The 14704-nt window shown below is 63.1% G+C and carries 8 protein-coding genes and 1 rRNA gene; 8 read left to right on the forward strand and 1 reads right to left on the reverse strand.

Features of this window, described 5'->3' with window-relative positions:
• The first annotated feature begins 164 nt into the window (after positions 1-164).
• The 7 genes from rrf (at position 165) to yfiB (ending at position 12094) form a co-directional block, all read left to right on the forward strand.
• Positions 165-280 (forward strand): 5S ribosomal RNA (rrf, locus tag H621_RS0113905).
• Positions 281-401: 121 nt separating this feature from the next.
• The gene (gene recC, locus H621_RS0113910; RefSeq protein WP_028943990.1) at positions 402-3881 is read left to right on the forward strand and encodes an exodeoxyribonuclease V subunit gamma; all 3480 of its coding nucleotides are present in this window, start codon (positions 402-404) and stop codon (positions 3879-3881) included.
• The gene (recB, locus tag H621_RS0113915) at positions 3878-7558 is read left to right on the forward strand and encodes an exodeoxyribonuclease V subunit beta (protein ID WP_028943991.1); all 3681 of its coding nucleotides are present in this window, start codon (positions 3878-3880) and stop codon (positions 7556-7558) included. The genes recC and recB overlap by 4 nt, the downstream gene beginning before the upstream one ends.
• Positions 7555-9636, forward strand: a complete 2082-nt coding sequence (gene recD / locus H621_RS0113920; protein ID WP_028943992.1) for an exodeoxyribonuclease V subunit alpha — start codon at positions 7555-7557, stop codon at positions 9634-9636. Before recB ends, recD begins: the two co-directional genes overlap by 4 nt.
• A 113-nt stretch (positions 9637-9749) precedes the next feature.
• Positions 9750-10325 (forward strand): regulatory sequestration protein YfiR, encoded by a 576-nt coding sequence (yfiR, locus tag H621_RS0113925; protein ID WP_028943993.1) that lies wholly within the window; start codon positions 9750-9752, stop codon positions 10323-10325.
• Positions 10325-11590 (forward strand): diguanylate cyclase DgcN/YfiN, encoded by a 1266-nt coding sequence (dgcN, locus tag H621_RS0113930; RefSeq protein ID WP_028943994.1) that lies wholly within the window; start codon positions 10325-10327, stop codon positions 11588-11590. Before yfiR ends, dgcN begins: the two co-directional genes overlap by 1 nt.
• A gap of 3 nt (positions 11591-11593) precedes the next feature.
• The gene (yfiB, locus tag H621_RS0113935) at positions 11594-12094 is read left to right on the forward strand and encodes an outer membrane lipoprotein YfiB (RefSeq protein ID WP_028943995.1); all 501 of its coding nucleotides are present in this window, start codon (positions 11594-11596) and stop codon (positions 12092-12094) included.
• Here yfiB and H621_RS0113940 read toward each other — a convergent pair.
• Entirely contained in the window at positions 12091-13038 is a 948-nt protein-coding gene (locus tag H621_RS0113940) for a LysR family transcriptional regulator (RefSeq protein ID WP_028943996.1), read from the reverse strand. The genes yfiB and H621_RS0113940 overlap by 4 nt on opposite strands.
• 134 nt (positions 13039-13172) lie before the next feature.
• Here H621_RS0113940 and H621_RS0113945 point away from each other — a divergent pair, with 134 nt between their 5' ends.
• Positions 13173-14699, forward strand: coding sequence for a CoA-acylating methylmalonate-semialdehyde dehydrogenase (locus tag H621_RS0113945; protein WP_028943997.1), 1527 nt, complete (start codon positions 13173-13175; stop codon positions 14697-14699).
• The last annotated feature ends 5 nt before the right edge of the window (positions 14700-14704 follow it).

The following is a 14704-nucleotide window of genomic DNA, read 5'->3' on the forward strand; positions in this document are numbered from 1 at the left end:
ATACTAATTGCCCGTGAGGCTTGACCATATAACACCCAAGCAATTTGCGTCGAATGACCAGATTGCGGTGTTGTGAAGACGAAACGAACCGAAAGTTTGCAGCTCACAATCATCACATACCCGATTTGCTGGAGTGTCGAAAGACGGTCCGGTACACAGAATTTCTTGACGACCATAGAGCATTGGAACCACCTGATCCCATCCCGAACTCAGCAGTGAAACGATGCATCGCCGATGGTAGTGTGGGGTTTCCCCATGTGAGAGTAGGTCATCGTCAAGATTAAATTCCGAAACCCCTATCTGCACACGCAGGTAGGGGTTTTGTCTTTTATGGCCCTGCAGCCGCAGCGCCGCTCCCTCATGATATCGTTTCCCCCTGCCCGCACGCTCAAGGATGTCCAATGCCGCACGTAAATCCATTGCTTCCAGGATTCATGGTGGTCCACGGCAATCGCCTGGACGAATTGCGCAGTCTGGTTGTCAGTTGGATGCGGCGCTACCCTCTCAAGCCGCTGGAAAACGAGATTGCCCTGGTGCAGAGCAACGGCATCGCCCAGTGGCTGAAACTGGCCCTGGCTGAAGATCCCGAAGACGATGATTCAGGCGGCTGCGGTATTGCGGCAGCCATCGAAGTGCAACTGCCTGGTAGCTTCATGTGGCAGTTGTACCGCCGAGTGCTGGGGCGCGACGAGATCCCGGAAGTTTCCCTGCTCGACAAAGCCCCCCTGACCTGGCGCCTGATGCGCCTGCTGCCGGAAGTCATCGACAAGCCGCATTTTGAACCCCTGCAGCGCTTCCTCAATGACGACACCGATCTGCGCAAGCGCTATCAGTTGGCCGAGCGCCTGGCCGACCTGTTCGACCAATACCAGGTCTACCGGGCCGACTGGCTGAAGGATTGGGCTGCTGGCCGGCATGTGCTCAATACCGCCCGGGGCGAGGCCAAGCCACTGCCTCTCGCCAACTGCTGGCAAGCCGAGCTTTGGCGAGCACTGTTGGTGGATGTCGGGGAAGAGGGTATGGCCCAGAGCCGTGCCGGGGTACACCAACGGTTTGTCGAACGCATCAACAGCCTCGAAACAGCCCCGCCAGGGCTTCCTTCACGGGTGATCGTCTTTGGGATTTCATCGCTGCCGGCACAAGCGCTGGAAGCGCTGGCTGGCCTGGCCCGTTTCAGCCAGGTGCTGCTCTGCGTGCATAACCCCTGCCGTCACCACTGGGCCGACATCGTTGCCGACAAAGACCTGCTCCGCCACCAGTACAAACGCCAGCAGCGCAAGCAAGGCATGCCCAACCTGATCGACGCCCAATCCCTGCACCAGCATGCTCACCCGCTGCTGGCCGCCTGGGGCAAGCAAGGGCGCGACTACATCAACTTGCTCGACAGCTATGACGACCCCGGCAGCTACCGCGCAGCTTTCAGCGAAGGTCGCATCGACCTGTTCAGCGACAGCGACCCCAAGACCCTGCTCAATGAGTTGCAGGACGACATCCTGGAGCTACGTCCGCTGGCCGAAACCCGCGAGCGCTGGCCAGACGTCGATCCTGCCAAGGATCGCTCGGTACGCTTCCACATCGCCCATAGCCCGCAGCGCGAGGTCGAGATTCTTCACGACCAGCTGTTGGCTCGCTTCAGCGCCGACCCGCACCTGCGGCCTCGCGATGTCATCGTCATGCTGCCGGACATCAACACCTACGCGCCGCACATCCGCGCCGTGTTCGGCCAGCTGGAGCGTGATGACGCCCGCTACATTCCTTACACCCTGACTGACCAGGGCCAGCGCGGGCGCGATCCGTTGCTGATTGCCCTGGAGCACCTGCTCAAGTTGCCGGACAGCCGCTTCTCGGTCAGCGAAGTGCTCGACCTGCTCGACGTCCCCGCCTTGCGGGCTCGGTTCGCCATCAAGGAAAGCGATCTGCCGACCCTGCATCGCTGGATCGAAGGGGCCGGCATCCGCTGGGGGCTCAATGCCGAGCAGCGGGCAAGCCTTGGCCTGCCTTCGGACCTGGAACAGAACAGCTGGCGATTTGGCTTGCGCCGCATGTTGCTGGGCTATGCCGTCGGTGTTGGCGAAGCCTGTGACGGTATCGAGCCCTACGATGAAATCGGCGGTCTGGATGCGGCATTGATCGGCCCGCTGGTGGCCTTGCTCGATGCCCTTGAAGTGGCCTACCAACAGCTCTCTGTACCGGCCACAGCCAGCCAGTGGGGCGAGCGCCTGCATGCCCTGTTGCAAGTGTTCTTCCTCGCCGAGAATGAACACGACGACTACCTGCTGGTGCAGCTGCACACCCTGCGCGAAACCTGGTTGCAGACCTGCGAGTCGGTTGCACTGCAAGACCAGTTGCCGCTGACAGTCGTGCGGGAAGCCTGGCTGGCCGGGCTGGATCAAGGACGCTTGTCCCAGCGTTTCCTGGCCGGCTCGGTCAACTTCTGCACGTTGATGCCGATGCGGGCGATTCCGTTCAAGGTGGTGTGCCTGCTGGGCATGAACGATGGCGATTACCCGCGCGCGCAACCGCCGCTGGACTTCGACCTGATGGGCAGCGATTACCGCCCTGGTGACCGCTCGCGCCGCGAGGACGATCGCTACTTGCTGCTCGAAGCGTTGCTCTCGGCGCGTGAGCAGCTGTATGTCAGTTGGGTCGGACGCAGCATTCGTGATAACAGCGAGCGACCGGCTTCCGTGTTGATCGGGCAGTTGCGCGACCACCTGGCAGCCGGTTGGCGCCTGGCCCGTGCCGATGCCAGCAGCAAACTCGATGCGGGTGAGCAACTGCTCCACGCACTGACCGTCGAACATCCACTGCAGCCCTTCAGCAGCCGCTACTACCTCAAGGGCAGCAACCTGTTCAGCTATGCGCGCGAATGGCATTCACTGCACCAGCCTGGCGAGGACAAGGTGAAGCCGGAAGATGAGCTGCCGCCTTATGTCGGTGACGAGGCGTTGAGCCTGAACCTGCTGCAGGACTTTCTGCGTCGTCCGGTGCAGCACTTCTTCAGCCAGCGCCTGAAAGTCTTCTTTGAATCGGCCCAGGCCCCGCTACCCGACGAAGAACCTTTCGTGCTTGATTCCCTCGAGCGCTACAGCCTCAGCGCAAGCCTGCTCGATGCCGCACTGGCAGCACCGGACGATGCAGCTCAGGCGTTGCACGCCCAGGCTCGCCGCTTGCAGGGTAGCGGCATGCTGCCTCTGGCAGGTTTCGGTGAGTGCCTGCAGGCAGAGTTGATCGAGCCCCTGCCAGACCTGCTGCAGCGCCACCAACAGTTGTTGCGCCAATGGCCCACGCCGTTGGACAGCGCCTTGCCGATTCGCTTCGAGCACCGCCAGCTTACGCTTGAGGGGTGGCTTGGCCGGGTATACCAGGGGGACGATCAGTCCTTGTTGAGTATTACCACCGTTCCCAACACCATCAGCAGCGGCCGGACCCGCAAGTGGCATCGGCTGACGGCCACCTGGGTGACACACCTGGCTGCCTGCGCCGTGGGCCTGCCACTGCATAGCGCCGTAGTGGCGACCGACGTCACCTTGCTGCTTCCCCCTCTCGAGCAATCGCAGGCCGCCGAATTGCTGGGTTACTTGCTGTTGGCCCGCCAGACCGGGATGTGCGCGCCGTTACCGGTGGCGGTCAAGACGGCCTTCGCCTGGCTGGCCCAGAGTGATCCCGACAAAGCGCAGGCGGCAGCGCTCAAGCAATACGAAGGCGATGGTCGCAACAGCGCCGGCGAGCGTAGCGAAAGTACTGCGCTGGCCCGTCAGTTCCCCGATTTTGCCGCCCTGAGCGCCAGCGAAGAGTTCGAAGGCTGGTGTGAGGCGTTGTACCGTCCGATGTTCGATGCGCCCTGGCAGACCTTGGGCAATGAGGAGGCCGGCCAATGAGTCGCGCAGCACCCCTGGCACTGACCTTTCCCCTGCATGGCAGCCAGTTGATCGAAGCCAGCGCCGGTACCGGCAAGACCTTCACCATCTCTGCCCTGTACCTGCGGCTGGTGCTCGGCCATGGCGGCGAACAGGGCTTTGGTCGTGAGTTATTGCCGCCGCAGATTCTGGTGGTGACCTTCACTGATGCCGCGACCAAGGAGCTGCGCGAGCGTATCCGCACCCGCCTTGCCGAAGCGGCGCGGTACTTTCGCAGCGAGTTGTCGGAAGCCGATCCGCTGCTCCAGCAACTGCGCGACGATTATTCACCCGAGCTCTGGAGTGCCTGCGCCAATCGACTGGACGTGGCGGCCCAATGGATGGACGAAGCCGCCGTATCGACCATTCACAGTTGGTGCCAGCGCATGCTGCGCGAACATGCGTTCGACAGCGGCAGCCTGTTCACCCAGCGTCTGGAAACCGACCACAGCGAGTTGCTCGGGCAGGTCATGCGCGATTACTGGCGCCGGTTCTGCTACGGCATGCAAGGTGAGGCACTGGCCTGGGTTCGCGCCCACTGGGTCAGCCCCCAGGACTTGCTGCCGCGAGTGCGTGCGCTGTTCGGCCGCCAGCGCGTCCTGAGCAACGATGAAGAACCCCAGGCCTTGATCGAAGCGGTCTTGCAGCAACGTGCGGAGCAACTGCGCGCGCTCAAGGCACCCTGGGCCAAATGGTCGGATGAGTTGCTGCAGATTTGCCGTGACGGCGTGGCCACCAAGCAGGTCGATGGCCGCAAGATGCAGGCACGCTTCTTCGAGCCCTGGTGCGAAAAACTGGCGACCTGGGCAACGGATGAGCAAGCGCTGGATCTGGACCTGGGCACAGGCTTCACCCGCCTGACCCGCGCCGGTATGGCCGAGGCCTGGAAGGGCGGGCCGCCCGAGCACCCGGCATTGCAGGCGATGGAAGGCCTTGCCCAGCAACTCCAGGGCTTGCCAACGGCAGACGCCTGCCTGCTCGAACATGCGGCGGTCTGGGTCGGTGCGCGCTTTGAAGCGGAAAAGCGTCGGCGCGCCGAAATGGGCTTCGATGACATGCTGCTGCGCCTGGATCACGCCCTGCACAGCGACACCGGTGAGCGCCTGGCAGGCTTGATTCGCGAGCAGTTCCCGGTGGCCCTGATCGATGAATTCCAGGACACCGACCCGGTGCAGTACCGGATTTTCCAGCGTATCTATCGCATCGAGGAAAACCTACACGACACCGGCCTGTTCATGATCGGTGACCCCAAGCAGGCGATCTATGCCTTCCGTGGCGCCGATATCTTCACTTACCTGGGCGCTCGCCGCGCCACCGCCGGGCGCCTTCACAGCCTGGACACCAACTACCGTTCCAGCCAGGCCATGGTCACGGCCGTCAATCACGTGTTCATGCAGGCCGAGGCCCGGGCGCTTGGGCGTGGCGCATTTCTGTTCCGGGAGGGGGATGACAACCCGGTACCCTTTGTCGAAGTCAAGGCCAAAGGCCGTAGCGAGCACTTGCAGATCGACGGGCAACCGGTCGCGGCGTTGAATCTCTGGCAGCTGGCAAGCGAAGAGCCGGTGTCCGGTGCGGTCTACCGACAACAGCTGGCCGCCAGCTGTGCCAGTCAGATCGTTGCCTTGCTCAATGGCGGGCAGCAGGGCCGCAGCGGTTTTGTTCAGGCCGATCAGACCGTGCGTGGTTGCCTGCCGTCGGACATCGCCATTCTGGTGCGCGATGGTCATGAAGCGCAGTTGATTCGAGCCGAACTGGCGGCGCGCGACGTGCGCAGTGTGTACCTCTCGGACAAGGACTCGGTGTTCGCCGCCCAGGAAGCCAGGGACCTGTTGAGCTGGCTCAAGGCCTGTGCCGAGCCGGATGCCGAGCGCCTGCTCAAGGCCGCGCTTGCCAGCGTCACCCTCGACTTGCCGCTGACCGCCCTGGAGCAACTGAATCAGGATGAGCGGGTCTGGGAGCGCTGGGTCATGCAGTTTCGCCAGTACCGGATGATCTGGCGCAGCCAGGGTGTGTTGCCGATGTTGCGCCACCTGCTTCACGATTTCGACCTGCCTCAGGTGCTCATGGCTCACAGCGACGGTGAGCGTGTGCTGACCAACCTGCTGCACCTGGCCGAACTGCTGCAGCAGGCAGCCACCGAGCTTGATGGCGAGCAGGCATTGATCCGTCACCTGGGCGAACACCTGGCCAACGCAGGTCAGGCAGGTGAAGAGCAGATTTTGCGCCTTGAAAGCGATGAGCAGTTGGTCAAGGTAGTGACCATCCATAAGTCCAAGGGCCTGGAATACCCGCTGGTGTTCCTGCCATTCATCTGTTCCAGCAAGCCGGTGGATGGCCAGCGCTTGCCCCTGGGCTGGCATGACAGTGACGGCCAGGCACACCTGACCCTTACCCCGGATGCCGAACAGATCGCCCTGTCCGATGACGAGCGTCTGGCTGAAGATCTGCGCCTGCTCTATGTCGCCCTGACCCGTGCCCAGCACGCCTGCTGGCTGGGCGTGGCCGACCTCAAGCGCGGCAACGTAAAAGGCTCGGTGCTGCACCGCTCGGCTCTGGGCTATCTGCTCGGAGGGGGCGCGCCACTGGCGTCCTCGGAGCAGTTGAGTGACTGGCTGAAAACCTTGCAAGCCAATTGCCCGGCCATCGCCAGCAACGTCATGCCCGATGCGGATGACCACGTCTTCTGCGCCACGGCCAATACGGCTGAGTTGCTGCCTGTACGCCAGCCGAAACGCCGGGCCGCCGAAAACTGGTGGATCGCCTCCTACAGTGCGTTGCGTATCGGTGAAGAGTCACTGCCGCTGACCGCCGACAGCTCCCAGGCGCAGCACCTGCTCGACGACGAGCGGCCTGACCCGCAACAGCTGCGCGAAGTGGCGCCTGGCAGTGGTGATATCCACCGATTCCCTCGCGGCCCGAATCCCGGGACCTTTTTGCACGGCCTGCTTGAATGGGCGGGGCACGAAGGTTTCGACCCGGTGACGGCCGACCCGGAAAAACTGCAGCGCACCGTCGGCCAACGCTGTAACCGCCGAGACTGGACAGGCTGGATCAATACCTTGACCTCATGGCTGCAGGCGCTGTTGGTGCAGCCCATGAGCCTGGCGCCGGACAGTCCGCCAGCGGCCCTGAATCAATTGTCCGAGTACCAGATCGAAATGGAGTTCTGGTTCGCCAGCCACAAGGTCGATGTAGGCCAGTTGGACCGATTGGTCTGCGAGTTCACTCATCAGGGCATGAGTCGGGTCGCTGCTCAACCGGCCCAGCTCAATGGCATGTTCAAAGGCTTCATCGACCTGGCCTTCGAGCATGACGGGCGCTATTACGTGGCCGACTACAAGTCCAACTGGCTAGGGCCGGATGACCTGGCCTACAGCGAGCAGGCGATGGAAGCGGCGATCCTCGCCCACCGCTACGACCTGCAATATGTGTTGTACCTGCTGGCCCTGCACCGCCAGTTGCGGGCGCGCCTTCCGGACTACGATTACGACCTGCATGTAGGCGGGGCACTGTTCGTGTTTCTGCGCGGCGTGCATGCGGCGTCGGGCGGCCTGTACTTCGTCAAGCCGCCACGGGAGTTGATCGAACGCCTCGATGACCTGTTCCGCGGCGCGAGCACCTTGCAACAACACGACCTGTTCCTGGGAGATGCATCATGAGCCGTACCCTCGACGACCTGCTGCCTACACCGTTGGATGCCCGGCATCTGGCGGCGCTCGAGCCGTTGAGCAACAGTGCCGACCTGCTGTCCCTGCTCGATCGATGGGTCGAGCGAGGTTGGTTGCGGGCACTGGACCGCGCGTTTGTCGGCTTCTTGCAGGAGCGCGAGCCGGGCAGTGATTCGCTGGTACTGCTGGCCGCTGCCCTGGCCAGCCATCAGTTGGGCCATGGGCATGTATGCCTGGACTTGGGAGAAACCCTGGCCGAGCCGGATTTTGCCCTGTCCTTGCCGCCGGAAGGCGATGCCCTGGCCGGCCCGTTGCTGCTGCCCTCGCAGTTGCTCGAACGCCTGGTGCTGGGCACCTGGTTGCAACGGTTGGCCAGCAGCGGCCTGGTAGCCGACGCGGATCACCCCACACAGGCCTCAAGGCCCCTGGTGCTCAGCGGCCAGCGCCTGTATCTGCGTCGCTACTGGGCCTACGAGCGCAGTATCGACCAGGCCCTGCATCAACGCCTGGAGCAGGTCGAACCCAGTCCGGCGGACTTGCCGGTGCGCCTGGCGCAATTGTTTGCAGGTGGCGGCCCGGCGGGGCAGGTGGACTGGCAGAAGCTCGCCTGTGCCCTGGCGACCCGGGGGGCGTTCAGCATCATTACCGGCGGGCCCGGGACCGGCAAGACCACCACCGTGGTGCGCTTGCTGGCCTTGCTGCAGGCCCCGGCCGTGGAGGCCGGGCGTCCTTTGCGCATTCGCCTGGCGGCACCCACCGGCAAGGCGGCGGCGCGCTTGACCGAGTCCATCGGCCAGCAGGTGGAACGCCTGGCGGTTGACACTCAAGTGCGCGAAAACATTCCTACCGATGTGTCCACTGTTCACCGTTTGCTCGGCAGCCGCCCGGGTTCACGGCATTTTCGTCACCATGCCGGCAATCCATTGCCCCTGGATGTGCTGGTGGTCGACGAAGCGTCGATGATTGACCTGGAGATGATGGCCAACCTGCTGGCAGCGCTACCGCCCCATGCGCGCCTGGTGCTGCTGGGTGACAAGGACCAGTTGGCGTCGGTGGAGGCCGGCGCGGTACTGGGCGATCTGTGCCGGGATGCCGAGGCCGGGCGCTACAGTGCGCAGACCCAGGCGTGGCTGGAGCAGGTCAGCGGCGAAACCTTGACCGGTAGCGGGCTCGAAGCGGGTACGGCCGAGCAATACCCGTTGGCCCAGCAAGTGGTGATGTTGCGGTTTTCCCGGCGTTTCGGTGAAACCAGCGGTATCGGTCGGCTGGCGCGCCTGGTCAACCAGCAAGATGCCGAGCAGGCGCGGGCTTTGCTCAAGGACAAACTGGACGATGTGTTCGGCTTGAGCCTGCGCGGCGAGCAGGATCGCGCCCTGGATCGCCTGCTGCTGGAAGGGTTGGGCCGTGGGGAGCAGGATCCTCAGGGCTATCGAAGCTACCTGCAGATCATCGGTCGGCAGCGCCCGCCCGTGGGTACTGCTGCCGATGATCCACGCTGGGAAGCCTGGGCCATGGTGGTGCTGCAGGGCTTCGAGACCTTCCAGCTGCTGTGCGCGGTGCGCAAGGGGCCGTGGGGGGTCGAAGGGCTTAACGCGCGGGTCGGCCGGGTGTTGGCGGCGGCCGGCTTGATTCCGGCTGACCAGCCCTGGTACGAAGGCCGTCCGGTGCTGATGACACGCAACGACTATGGCCTGGGGCTGATGAACGGCGATATTGGCATCGCCCTGCGCCTGCCGGACGAGCAGCATCCCGGGCACACTGTTCTGCGCGTCGCCTTTGCCCGCAACGATGGTCGTGGTGGCGTGCGCTTTGTACTGCCGAGCCGGCTCAACGAGGTGGAAACGGTGTATGCCATGACCGTGCACAAATCCCAGGGCTCGGAGTTCACCCATACCGCGCTGGTACTGCCCGATGCGTTGAATCCGGTGCTGACCAAAGAGCTGATCTACACCGGAATCACCCGTGCCAAGACCTGCTTCACGTTGATCGAGCCACGCCAGGGTGTGTTTGAAGACGCTGTGCGGCGCAAGGTCAAGCGGATCTCAGGGTTGATGCTCAAGCAGGTATAAGCGTGGCGGTCCGGTAAATGACCGGACCGCCCCCGGCTTGCCCCCTCGCTGGCAAATCGCCCATTGTGCTATCGTTGCGACAGTATCCTGCAGTACTCCAAGAGATTTCCTTCATGAAAGTGGCCGCCCCGACATCGGGACGTGTGACGAACCGGGGGCGTTCGCTGCTGGTCGCGTTGCCGTTGATGTTCGGAGCGCTGGCCCATGCCGGGACGGATTCAGCCTCGACCCTGGCAGAGCAACGCGCCAAAGCCGTGACCGAAGTGGTACTCGGCATCCTCAGTTATGCGCGTTGGCCGGTGGAGCCCGAGCAACTGCGCCTGTGCCTGGTCGGCCCTACCGAATACGCCGACGACCTGGTTAAGGGCACCACCCAGGCCAGCGGACGCCCGGTGGCAGTGCGCCGACTGCTGGCCAACGACCCACGAATCGTCACCGAGTGCGACGCCATGTACCTGGGGCAACTGAGCCAGGATGAACGTACACAGCTGTTCAGCGCTGTGACGGGCCACCCGGTGTTGAGTATCAGTGAGGCCAATGATCCCTGTACGGTCGGTAGCGTGTTCTGCTTGCGGGTCAGCGACCAGCAGGTGGCCTTTGAGGTCAACCTCGATTCGGTGGCGCGCAGCGGCGTGCGCATTCACCCCAGCGTGCTGCAGTTGTCGCGGCGTCGGGCGGCGCAGCCATGATGGGCCTTAAATGGGTGCGCCAGCGCCCCACCCTGCGATCTGTCCTGGGCCGCCGACACTTGAGCGTGGCGCTGTTGGCGGTGGGTCTGGCCGGCATCTCGCTGACCGTACTCGGCGTACTGGCGCTGCGGGTGTATGCCAACCACAACTTGCACCTGATCGCCCGATCGATCAACTACACCGTCGAAGCCGCCGTGGTGTTCAATGACAGCAGCGCCGCCAATGAAGCCCTGGCAATGATTGCCTCGACCGAAGAGGTGGCCGACGCCAAGGTATTCAACCACCGTAATCAACTGCTGGCCCGCTGGCAGCGCAGCGAAGACACCTTGATGGCTCAGATCGAGCAGCAGGTAGCCCGAGCACTGTTGGAAGAGCCGATCATCCTGCCGGTATTGCACCAGGACCGACAGGTCGGGCGCATCGAGTTGGTGGGGCAGGGCGGCAGTCTGTTGCGCTTCATGCTCAGTGGTCTGGCCGGCATCATGCTTTCCACGGTGTTGAGTGCGTTGGGGGCGTTGTACCTGTCGCGGCGCCTGTTCGGCGATATTGTCGGGCCGTTGCGCAGCCTGGCCACCGTGGCCCATGCGGCACGCCGCGAGCGCAGTTTTGACCGGCGCGTGCCACCGGCACAGATCGCCGAGCTCAATGAACTGGGCAACGACTTCAATGCCTTGCTCGACGAACTTGAAAGCTGGCAGAACCACCTGCAGAGCGAGAACGAGAGCCTCGCCCACCAGGCCAGCCACGACAGCCTCACCGGGCTGCCCAACCGGGCCTACTTCGAAGGTCGGCTCAACCGCTCCGTGCGCAACGCCAACAAGCACCAGGAGCACCTGGCGCTTTTGTTCCTCGACAGCGACAACTTCAAGGACATCAACGACAACTACGGGCATGCGGCCGGCGATGAAGTGCTGGTCAGCGTCGCCGCGCGGGTGCGTTCGCAACTGCGCGAAAACGACCTGGTCGCGCGTCTGGGCGGTGACGAATTCGCTGTATTGCTGGCTCCCCTGCACAGCCGCGAGGATGCCCAGCGCATCGCCGAGAAGATCATCATCAGCATGCGCCAGCCCATCGGCTTGGCCGAGGGCAAGAGCATCGTCACCTCATTGAGCGTCGGCATCGCCTACTTCCCGGATGACGGCCGCAATCCCGCCGATTTACTCAATGCCGCCGATGCGGCGATGTACCAGGCCAAGCGCACTGCGCGCGGCCAGTGGCAAACGGCAGAGACGGAGTGCTCTGCCCATCAAAAAAACAGGAGCTGAACCGTGACACACTTGAGTCGATACCTGCGTTTTCACTTTACCTTCCTGGTCTTGGCGTTGTTGGCCTTGACCGGTTGCCAGAGTGTGCCGCCCAAAGGACTGACGGCTGAGCAGATTGCCGTACTCAAACAGGAAGGCTTTCGTCTGACCGACGAGGGCTGGGAATTCGGCCTGTCCGGCAAGGTGCTGTTCGGCAGCGACCTGGACTCGCTCAACAGCCAGAGCCAGGCCATTGTCGAACGCATTGGCAAGTCGCTGTTGTCGGTGGATATCCAGCGCGTACGGATCGACGGTCACACTGACTCCACCGGCAAGGCAGCCTACAACGAGCAACTGTCGCTGCGCCGGGCCAACAGCGTGGCCAAGGTCCTGACCTCGGTTGGCATGCGCCCGGAAAATGTCGAAACCCGAGGCCTGGGCAGCAGTGAGCCGGTGGCCAGCAACGCCAGCCGTGCCGGGCGCATGGAAAACCGACGGGTGGCCATCGTCGTCGCCTCCGACTAATCGGCAAAACCCATCGAGCGCGACGTGCCCATCAACAGGGGCGCGTTGCGCTCGGTGACGTTGCGGATGTAATCCCACAACAGGGTGATCCGCTTCAACTTGCGCAGGTCCTCGCGGCAGTACATCCAGAACTGCCGGGTAATCTCCACTTCCTCCGGCAATATCGCCACCAGGCGTGGATCCTGCGCGGCCAGAAAACACGGCAGAATCGCCAGGCCACGTCCCTGCTGAGCCGCCACGTACTGGGCGATCACGCTGGTGCTGCGCAGGTTGGCGCTGGCTGCCGGTATCACATTGGCCAGGTACAGCAGTTCGGAGCTGAAGGCCAGGTCGTCGACATAACTGATGAACTGATGTTGGGCCAGGTCGCTGCTGCGAGTGATCGGCTCGTGGTTGTCCAGGTAGTCCTGGGTGGCGTAAAGCCGCAGGCGGTAGTCGCACAGTTTGCAGCACACATAGGGCCCGTGTTCCGGACGCTCCAGGGCGATGACGATGTCGGCTTCGCGCTTGGACAGGCTGATGAAGTGCGGCAGCGGCAGGATATCCACCGAGATGGCCGGGTAGGCATCGACGAAGTGGCTCAACTGCGGAGTGACGAAAAAGCTGCCAAAGCCCTCGGTACAGCCCATGCGTACATGCCCGGACAACGCCACGCCAGACCCCGACACCTGCTCGCACGCCATGTGCAGGGTGCTTTCGATGGACTCGGCATAACTGAGCAAACGCTGGCCCTCGGCGGTCAGGACAAAGCCGTTGGTCCGTGATTTTTCAAACAGCAACGTTCCCAGCGACACTTCCAGTGAACTGATGCGACGCGACACTGTGGTGTAGTCCACGCCCAGGCGCTTGGCGGCTGCGCTGGCCTTGCGGGTACGGGCCACTTCGAGGAAAAACTTGAGGTCGTCCCAGTTCAGCGACCCCAGCGAGGTGATGTTTTTTTGCATGTTGGTCCGGTTTTTATGTGCGTTCTTATTGGATCTTTGCACATCTATACTCCAAAACAAGCCCCAGACCCAAGCGTCCGTCGTGGCAAACCCGGCGGCGTTCTCTTCCTAACAACAATTTCAGGAGAGCCCACATGAACGCATCCCTCACTCCCGGCCAGACCAAGGTCGAGCAGGTCAAGCTGCTGATCGACGGTCAGTGGGTCGAATCGAAAACCAGTGAATGGCGCGACGTGGTCAACCCGGCGACCCAGCAAGTGCTGGCCCGTGTACCGTTCGCCACCGCCGAAGAAGTCGATGCCGCTATCGCCGCCGGCCAGCGTGCGTTCAAGACCTGGCGCGACACCCCGATCGGCGCCCGCATGCGCATCATGCTCAAGCTCCAGGCCCTGATCCGCGAACACTCCAAACGCATCGCCGTGGTGCTCAGCGCCGAGCAGGGCAAGACCATTGCCGACGCTGAAGGTGACATTTTCCGTGGCCTGGAAGTGGTCGAGCACGCCTGCAGCATCGGCAGCCTGCAAATGGGCGAGTTCGCCGAGAACGTCGCAGGCGGTGTCGACACCTACACCCTGCGCCAGCCTATCGGCGTGTGCGCGGGCATCACCCCGTTCAACTTCCCGGCGATGATTCCGCTGTGGATGTTCCCGATGGCCATCGTCTGCGGCAACACCTTCGTGCTCAAGCCGTCGGAGCAGGACCCGCTGTCGACCATGATGCTCGTCGAGCTGGCCCTGGAAGCCGGTGTGCCGGCCGGCGTGCTCAACGTGGTACACGGCGGCAAGCAGGTGGTCGATGCCCTGTGTACCCACACCGACATCAAGGCGATCTCGTTCGTCGGCTCCACCGAAGTAGGCACCCACGTCTACAACCTGGCCGGCCAGCACGGCAAGCGCGTGCAGTCGATGATGGGCGCCAAGAACCACGCGGTGGTGCTGCCTGATGCCAACCGTACCCAGACCCTCAACGCCCTGGTTGGAGCAGGCTTCGGCGCGGCTGGCCAGCGCTGCATGGCGACCTCGGTAGCAGTGCTGGTGGGCAAGGCCCGCGAGTGGCTGCCAGAACTCAAGGAGCTGGCCTCCAAGCTCAAGGTCAACGCAGGCAGCGAGCCCGGCACCGACGTCGGTCCGCTGATTTCCAAGCGTGCCAAGGAGCGTGTCCTGGGCCTGATCGAGAGCGGCATCAAGGAAGGCGCCACGCTTGAGCTCGACGGTCGCGAGGTGAGCGTGCCGGGTTATGAGCAAGGCAACTTCGTTGGTCCGACCCTGTTCTCCGGGGTGACCACCGACATGCAGATCTACACCCAGGAAATCTTTGGCCCGGTGCTGGTGGTACTGGAAGTCGACACCCTCGATGAAGCCATCGCCCTGGTCAACCGCAACCCCTTCGGTAATGGCACTGGCCTGTTCACCCAGAGCGGCGCGGCGGCGCGCAAGTTCCAGAACGAGATCGACGTCGGCCAGGTCGGTATCAACATCCCGATCCCGGTACCGGTTCCTTACTTCAGCTTCACCGGTTCGCGCGGCTCCAAGCTTGGCGACCTGGGGCCGTACGGCAAGCAAGTGGTGCAGTTCTACACTCAGACCAAGACCGTCACCAGTCGCTGGTTCGATGACGACAGCGTCAACGACGGTGTGAACACCACCATCAGCCTGCGCTAAGGAGC

It is taken from the genome of Pseudomonas vranovensis DSM 16006 (assembly GCF_000425805.1).
GTDB classification, from domain to species: Bacteria; Pseudomonadota; Gammaproteobacteria; order Pseudomonadales; family Pseudomonadaceae; genus Aquipseudomonas; species Aquipseudomonas vranovensis.